Raw genomic sequence first — 602 nt, 5'->3', positions numbered from 1 at the left:
ATTCCAGTTCGTCCCGTTCGCCCGACAGCTCCCGTAGCTTGCCGTCGAGTTCGGCGACGCGCTCGAAGTCGGTGGCGTGCTCGGCGATCTGGGCGTGCAGCGTGGTCTCCTGCTCGCTGATCTTGTCGAGGCGGCGCTCGATGCGCTGCAACTCCTTCTGCGCGGCGCGCTGCTCGCCCGCCGACTTCTCCCGTGGCCGGTCCTTGTCACCGGCGGCGCCGGCGGCCGGGCTCGCGGGGGCGGCCGGCGCGGCGGAGGCCGCCGCCCGCGTGCGCTGGCGCCGCTCCAGGTACTCGTCGACGCCGCGCGGCAGCATCCGCAGCGTGGCGTCGCCGAGCAGCGCGAGAACGCGGTCGGTGGTGCGCTCGATGAAGTACCGGTCGTGACTGATCACCACGAGGGAGCCGGGCCAGCCGTCCAACAGGTCCTCGAGCTGGGTCAGCGTCTCGATGTCGAGGTCGTTGGTCGGCTCGTCCAGGAAGAGCACGTTGGGCTCGTCCATCAGCAGCCGCAGGATCTGCAGCCGGCGCCGCTCACCGCCGGACAGGTCGCCGACGGGCGTCCACTGCTTCTCCTTGGCGAAGCCGAAGTGCTCGCACAGT

At 71.3% G+C, this 602-nt stretch carries 1 protein-coding gene; it reads right to left on the bottom strand.

The window, feature by feature from the left end:
• A partial coding sequence (locus KUM32_RS38460) for an ATP-binding cassette domain-containing protein (RefSeq protein ID WP_217146448.1) occupies window positions 1–602 on the bottom strand: 602 nt, incomplete at both ends.

The organism is Streptomyces sp. AC627_RSS907 (assembly GCF_019049165.1).
Note: the sequence above shows the minus strand (reverse complement) of the source record. Positions and strands in the feature narration are given on the sequence as shown.